Raw genomic sequence first — 8490 nt, 5'->3', positions numbered from 1 at the left:
GGATGAAGTACTGCTGCTCAGGCTGGTTAAGCCTGTGCTGGCACTAGCCAGTCCTAATTGAGTGGTGCTGGTCAGCGTATCCACGCGATCATTGACAGTAGTCAAAGCTGCTGATGAAGNCTCAGCCCCGTACTGCTACTGCTCAGTCCTGCCTGTGTCAGAGTAGACAAGCTGTACATCTGGGCGCCATTGATGGCATCAGTTGAAGTGAGGCTTATATCGCCACCAATAATTCCCGTCAGTCTTTGAGCACGATTACTGCGTATAGCATCATATGCGTTACTAGTACTATTCCATTGTAATGCATTTTGCTGCAAGGCTGCTACATTAGTATTGGTTTCTCTCAGACCTGTAGACAGGCTGCTTACATTTTCTGTTACCGTACTGAGACTGTTTGTCACTATAGTAGACAGACTACCCAGCTGATTTTTGGTTACCTCATTCAGATTAGTAGACAAGCTGCTTAGTCCGGTTGAGGTGGAATTAGATAATGTATACAGCTGGCTGCCATTTACTGCATCGGTAGAGTCTGCAGCAAGACGTCCGGCACTAACATTGGTAATGCGCTGTGCAGTACCGTCACGACCAGCATCATAAAAACTACCATTCCATTGTAAAGCAGTTGTCTGCAGGTTATTCATGCTCTGATTGATACTGCTTAGGCTGCCCGTCAAACCAGCAAGAGCTGATGATGTACTGCTACTCAGCGTGCTCAGATTGCTATTGGTACTGTTCAAGCCTGCTGCAGTTACTGTAGACAGACTATAGAATTGTCCGCCGTTAATAGCTTCGGTAGAGCCAACACTTACTGCACCAGCATCGATACCACTCAGTACTTTGGCTTCGCCATTTCGGCTGGCATCGTACACACCCTTGCCTGCATTCCACAGCAGCGCATTAGCCTGTAATGAAGATACACTAGCATTAGCTGCCTGTAATCCTTTATCCAAAATCTGCAGATTGGATGAAGTCGTACTGGTTAGGCTGCTTAGACTGTTGTTGATGCCAGTAATGCTGTTTGTCGTTGTATCGGACAACTGATTCAGCGCATCTTTAGTGCTACTCAGGCCTGTTGTAAGTGTACTCAGACTAGTGCCATAGGCAGTAGACAGTGTATTTAACGCTAANAGAGCTCAGACTTTGATTCAAAGTATTGACACTGGCTGTTGTACTGGTGGACAAGTTATACATCTGAGCACCGTTTACAGCGTCAGTAGAATCTGCAGCTATGGAACCTGCAGCTACACTGGTAATCAGCTGAGCTGTATTGGTACCGTGATCCGCACTATAAGCTCCTTTAGCGCTGTTCCATTGCAGTGCATTTCTTTGCAATGCAGCAACATTGTTGGTAGTAGAACTCAAGCCAGTAGAAAGACTATCTATATTGTTGGTGATACTACTGAGGCTGTTAGTAACGACGGTAGACAGACTGCCTAGCTGATTCTTGCTCATCTCACTCAGGTTACTTGCAAGACTACTTAAACCAGTTGAAGTAGAACTAGAAAGACTAAACAATTGACCACCATTAATCACATCAGTGGAATTTGCAGCCACACTAGCAGCACCGCTAACATTGGTAATACGCTGTGGAGTGCCATTTTTGCCGGCATCATAAACACTACCATTCCACTGCAAGGTATTAGCCTGCAAGGTAGTTACACGAGCTGTGGCTGTACGCAGATTGGTATCCAATCTGCTCAAATTGCTAGTTGTAGTGTCAGAAAAGCTCTGCAAATTACTATCAACAGTGGAAATACTGCTAACCAGTGCATCTGATAAACCGGTGAACGCTGTATTAGCTGTGTTTTCCATACTGGTAGACAAGCTGTACAACTGGGCACCATTCACAGCATCGTTTGAACCTGATGCTATCAAACCAGTAGACACATTTGTAATTTTTTGAGCAGTACCCGTTCCATGATCAGCATTATACGCAGCTGCATAATCATTCCATTGAAGTGCATTTTGTTTCAATGAGCCTGCATCATGATTAACTGTAGACAGAGAAGTTATCAGAGTGCCTGCTGAAGTTGAAATACTTTGCGACAGGCTACTTATACCAGATTCAGCCACCGTGGATAGACTACTCAGGCTGTTTGCGGCATCAGCAGTCAGGCTATTCAGGCCAGTATTCGTGCTGTTGGATAAACTGGTAATACTATTGGACAGAGTATCAGAAAGAGTTGATAAGCTATTTGCAGATGCTCCTGACAGATTAATAGTACTGCTTAGAATACTGTCTGACAAAGAACTGAGTTGGGTAAAGTATTTATCAGAAATACCCGTTAATGAAGATTGTATTGTACTTAAGCTGGAAGACATTAAATTGGAGGAACTGGTCAGATTTGCATCAGACACCGTGGACAGGCTGTACAGCTGTGCACCAATAACAGCATCTGACGAGCTTTCTCCTACCTGACCGGCGGCAACCTGAGTAATTTTAGCTCTGGCACCAGTTGCAGAACCGGCATCATAAGCACTAATACTCGCATCCCATTGTAACGCATTCTGCTGCAATGTGCTTACTCCGGTATTAATACCCGTTATACCTGCTGACAGACTGCTTATACCAATATCAACAAGGCTGCTTAAAGTCGTTGAAAAACTTTCAAAACGCTTATTAATATCACTGTTCAAAGTGTCAAAACTATTTTCGGTACTATACAGCTGTCCTGCAGTGATGGCATCTGTTGAACCATCATAAATATCAGCTTTAGCAACATTGGTTATACGGCTATTTTTATCATTACGACTTGCATCGTAGGCTCCGTCTTTCCACTGCAAGGCATTCGTTTTGAGAGTACCCAAACTTCCGTCGGCCGTACTTAAAGCTGAAGAAATACTTGAAGACAGGCTAGTTATATTGTTTTCAATAGTACTTCTGCTTTGAGTCAGTTTGGCCAAATTAGAACCGGTTACCTGATCCAAAGAAGTTGATAAACTACTGATACCGGCTTGCATACTGCCCGATACATCGGCTAATTTATTGTTTAAAACAGAAATACTGTTGTTTGTACTATATAGCTGTGCACCGATTATCGCATCAGACGATCCCTCTTTCACATTACCTGAAAATACATGTGTCAGTGTATTTTTAGCATTTGCAATGCCATGGCTGGCATCATATGCTCCTGCACCTGAATCATCTAAACGCTTCCATTGTAAAGCGTCTTTCTGCAAATCAGATACACCATTATTAATCACACCTAATTGTGTTCCTGCTGCTGTGGAAAGACTACTAACTTTGGTATTTGTCTGAGCAAGCAACCCAGTTAAAGTAGAGATATTTTTATCAGATATGGTACTCAGAGCACTGGATAAATTTCCAATGCCACTTTTGACCTCATTAGCCAGATCATTGATGGCAGAATTGGTGTTATACAGCTGATTACCTGTAATCGCATCTTTTGAGCCCTTAGCTAAAGATCCATCTGCAGCATTGGTGATCCGGTTTTTACCATTTACTACACCATGACTGGCATCATATGCTCCATTTTTCCATTGCAATGCATTCTGCAGAAGGGCAGGGAGTTTGCCGTTAATTCCTTGAAGGCGTTGCTCTGTTGTAGTAGAAAGGCTTTCCAGTCCAGAAAAAGAAGAATTCTCTAATGCTGTAGATAGACTATTTAGACTACTAGAAGTTGCACTTGTAAAATCCGATACTTTGTTATCAAACGAAGAAGATAATGCACTAATCTGACTGTTAGTGCTAAACAACTGAGCACCAATTACCGCATCACTGGACTTAGCCTGTAAATCAGCTTTATCCACATTTATAATCTTTCGTTTTATACCTTGAGTACCACCGGCATCATAAGCGCTGCCATTCCATTGCAATGCATTCTGTTTAATAGTACTTAGACTAGCATTTACAGGAACCAAACTGGTATCAATGGTTGAGGCAAAAGTATTCAAACCACTAGAAAGTGACCTATCCATGGTGGTTGAAACACTAGCCAGACTTCCAGATAAAGAACCAGACAAACTCTGAAGCTGCGACGTTAAATCTGAAGTCAGCCCAGAGATTTTGGTATTTGTCATTGACAACTGGTCACCAATTACCGCATCGGATGATTTATCATTCACATTGCCTTGTGCAGCGTTAATAATTTTATTTTTACCGCCAACTTGGCCATGGCTGGCATCATAAGAACTACCATTCCATTGCAATACAGTCTGTTTTAGTGCATTAATATTGGAATTGGCTGTGCCAATATCGGTATTAATTTTATCTGACAGGCTGCTGATACTACCTGAAATAGTATTATTCAGACTGGTATTAGTAGCAGCCATAGCAACATCTAATTTTGAGGATAACTCAGCTGGTTTTGTCACCACATCAGTATTCAATGTACTGATACTAGTGCTGGTGGTGTATAACTGCCCCATGGTTACAGCATCAGTTGAATTAGATTGCAAATTGCCATCAGCTACATGTGTAATTTTACCTCTACTGCTGCCATGGCTAGCATCATATGCATCAGCATTCCAGAGCAAAACATTCTGCTTTAACGTTGCAATTTTATTATTAGTTCCAGTGACACCGGCCTGAATAGAACTAGATAATTCTTTGATTTTTTGTACTGATAACCCATTCAATCCAGTGCTTAAAGATTGTATTCCTGTGGAAGCAGATGTAGAAAACGAAAAAATCTGGCCGGCATTGATTGCATCTGTAGAACCAGCTGCTACATAACCATTGGCCACATTAGTAATTTTAGTATTACCGTCAATATCATGAGTAGCACTAAATGCCTTATCAGTTTCATTCCACAGCAGAGCATTATTCTTCAAAGTACTGATACTTGAATTCAGTCCATTAACCAGAACCATGCCACTTTGCAGAGTATTTACTGCTGTTTGATTTATATTACCAGCCAAGGTGGATAAACCGCTGGAAATAGTGGTTGAAACTGTATCCAAGGTTGAATTGGTAGTATATAACTGCTTAGCATTAATAGCATCGGTTGAAGCACTATTTAAAGCAGCATCAGCAACACCTGTAATTTTCTGCTCTTTTTCTACTCTTTTAGCATTATATTTACCATCTGTATACTGGAGCATTTGTTGTTGCAAAGAGGAAATACTACTATTAATTTCTCCCACAGTACTTAAAGCTGATGTGGTCAGCGTACTTACTCGTGCATCTATTGAAGTATTCAAATCATAATACTGGCTGCCGACAACTGCATCAGTTGAAGTTGCACTGGTAATGTCACCTGCACTGACATGTGTAATTTTTGTATCTGCATCACCATGACTGGCACTATATGCTGCGTCATCATCGTTCCATTGCAAAGCATCTTCTTGCAATGCAGCAACTTTACTGCCAGTTGTAGCCAGGCTCGTAGACAACTTATCAAGACTCTGGCCGACAGACAGAGAAGCCGAAACAGACAAACTACCAAATTGCGTATTTACAGTACTAGATAAATTAGTGATTGCAGTATTGGTACTGAATAACTGGCCACCATTAACCATATCTGTTGAATTAGGACTGCTTATATCACCAGGTGCAACACCGGTGATTTTTTGCGCTGTACCATCATGAGTGGCATGAAAATAGCCGTCTTCACCACGCAATATGGTACTTTCCTGCAAACCGCTGATAGCAGTAGATGCAGAATCTGACAATATTTGTAAATAATTACTTAATGTGCTCAGACTAGAATTAGCCGAAGTTGTTAAACTGTTTAAGTTATTTGTTATTGCAGTTGAAAGATTAGTAAGACTATTGGCAGTGTCTGTTGTCAAGCTGCTGCGTTTACCACTTATATTGAGCCAGCCAGTGGAAGCAGATACAGAAAGACTCGCTAGATTGGAGTTTACAGTGTATAACTGGCCACCTGTAATTGCATCATCAGAATCCGCAATAACATCACCTTCTGCAGCATTTGAGATTTTTTGCGGCGTCTTGTTTTTATCTTCAACAAATGCCCCTGTAGTGGCATCATATAAAAGAGCATTCCGTGTAATCTGGCTTAATCCAGTCGAAATTGAAGTAGACAGACCATCTAATGACTTATTCGAACTTGATAACGCTATATTTGTATCGGTTACAAATTTATCAATTTTAAGATTGTTGTCTGTAAGGCTATCCTGAATATCACTATCCAGCTTATTAAGCTTCATATTGGTGGCACGCAGCTGCGCACCCGTTACAGCATCAGTAGAATCTGCGCTGTCAATACTACCTGCTTCTACATTCGTTATTTTCTTTTCATTACCCGCATCAAATGCATCCGAACCATTCCATTTGAGTATGGCTGCACGTAAATCTTTTATACCTTTATCAGTAGTTGTAGTAAAGCTATTAATATTGCTATCAATTGTTGATACCGATGTATTAACGACAGATACTAAATTAGAAGTACCTTCGTTAAGGTTACTGATATTAGTATAAATAGCAGTAGAGATAGAACTCAGCGAAGAATTGGTACTGAATAACTGGCCACCATTAACCATATCAGTGGAGTCGTCAGTAAGACGAGCATCTGTCAGATTTGTTATTTTTTTAGTTTCTCTGCCATCGTCCGAACCGACATTATAAACACCATTTTTAAATACCAAAGCACTGGTTTGTAATGCACCAATAGAGCTAGATGTAGAGGTACTTAAAGAAGAAATATCGGTATTTATTTGTGCTAATTTATCATCAGCATCGCCAGAAGCCTTTGTAATATTTTGATTAAGATTAGTTATAACATCAGATGTTGAAATAGAAGCACTATTAATCTTAGTTTTTACCACAGATACATTGGCATCTATCGCTGTCGAAAGACTGGATGCACTGCCAGAGATAGATGAATACAAACTCTTTAGCTGCGCCACATTGACAGCATCAGTATCCAGTGTACCAGCAGCCAAATCCGTAATTTGACGGGTAATATTCTTAGCAGAGTTACCTACTGCTACCGCCCCGGTAGTGCTTTTCCATGTGGACGTACTAAGAGAAGGATCAGTAGCAGCCACATTGGTATCTGGATTATAGCCAGAAACATTACCAGCTGTATTAGCTATTGAATCCGATCCCAAAGCTACGGAACCATCTGCCATAGCTTTGGCATTTGTACCTACAGCAATGGCGCCAGTACCATTCACAATAGTATTGTTACCGAGTGCCAAGCCGTCATCTGTGGTAACAGAAGCATTGTTACCGATTATGGTTGCTCCAATACCGCTGCTATCAGTGCTACCAACTGTATTGCCACTACCAATTACATGAACATCATAAATAGCATTGATAATGGTGTTTTGGTTACCAAATATAGCCGTATTGGCTGCAGTAATATCGTTATTTGGGCTTGTACTTTTATTACTATTACCCAAAGATAAAGTATTGTTTGCATTAATAAAGGTATAGCCATCCGGACCAGATGCTTCCGTTCCATCATCTTTTTTGTATGCAGTAGGTGTGGTAGAGCCACCTATGGCAATGGATTGTTCTCCATAAACCACATTACCATTACCAATGCTAATACCTTGTTTACCAGTAGCAATAGTGTCATTACCGATGGCCACTGAAGAGTCGCCACTTGCCTGAGATTTCACCCCAACAGCAACTGCTCCATCTATAGAAGCCTGTGACATCAAACCAAGTGCCACACTTCCTACGCCATCTGAATTAGCAACGGAACCTAAAGCTACGCTAGAAACTCCAGTAGCTTGCGATGAGATACCAATCGCATTGGAAGCTCGTCCACCAGCCAAAGCAAAATTACCTACAGCCTGTGCCCCGCCGCCAGTATTAAACGCACCAGTCCCGAATGATAATGAATGATTACCAGAAGCATAGGAACCACATCCCATAACAACTGAATTTACACCAAAGGCACTCCCCATACCATTTTGATATCCCCCTGTAGCATATTGATCCATATAACCTGATATAGGAGCTTTGGAAGTAGAAGTCCCATTTGAACCATTAGTGGGGTCAGTTGTCCATCCTTGGCCACCCCAATTTTCAACATGGTTAGTTGTACCATACGGATTGAGGGTTCTACCATTAACAGCTCCTCTGGTACCGGTTACTGTATAATTTTGAGCAAACCGCAAATATTCTTCCATTGCTGAAATAGCAGGAAGCCCTGAGGGGCCTTGATTACGCTGAGCACCGTTTATATCTCGTCCTGCAACCCTATCATAACCACAAAAATCACTATTATCTCCCATTATCTGAACAGCATTAATGCTTGCTGTATTAAGGTATCCAGATACTCTATTATCAGAACCTCGAAGCGGATCTCCACCCACAATTTGCGCACGACCAGCAGCATATGCAATAGGCATCCCTAAAGTCATATTTACCAGTGAAGCAATTAATCCGATTTTAAATACTTTAGAACCAAACTTACTTAGTACTGTAGATACAACAGGCATCTGACAGGAAACTGTATTCGCTTTGGTTTTGCTTTTAGCTAGCTCAGAAGCAGCCACCCAAGTTTGAGTGGATTCGTTCCATATCGCACGATATATTTTATTCAATTGGTT

General features: G+C 41.3%; 2 protein-coding genes. Both read right to left on the bottom strand.

Annotation, left to right across the window (positions count from 1 at the left end):
• Positions 1-101: 101 nt before the first annotated feature.
• Positions 102-1037, bottom strand: coding sequence for a hypothetical protein (locus J3U75_RS05765; RefSeq protein WP_267390980.1), 936 nt, complete (start codon positions 1035-1037; stop codon positions 102-104).
• Positions 1038-1089: 52 nt separating this feature from the next.
• Positions 1090-8484 carry an ESPR-type extended signal peptide-containing protein gene (locus J3U75_RS05760; protein ID WP_267390979.1) on the bottom strand — a complete coding sequence of 2465 codons (7395 nt, stop codon included), beginning with the start codon at positions 8482-8484 and terminating at the stop codon, positions 1090-1092.
• Positions 8485-8490: the final 6 nt, after the last annotated feature.

Origin of the sequence: Snodgrassella sp. B3088 (assembly GCF_026535815.1) — a bacterium.
GTDB classification, from domain to species: Bacteria; Pseudomonadota; Gammaproteobacteria; order Burkholderiales; family Neisseriaceae; genus Snodgrassella; species Snodgrassella alvi_E.
The sequence above is the reverse complement of the archived record's forward strand: the minus strand, read 5'-3'. Positions and strand labels throughout refer to the sequence as shown.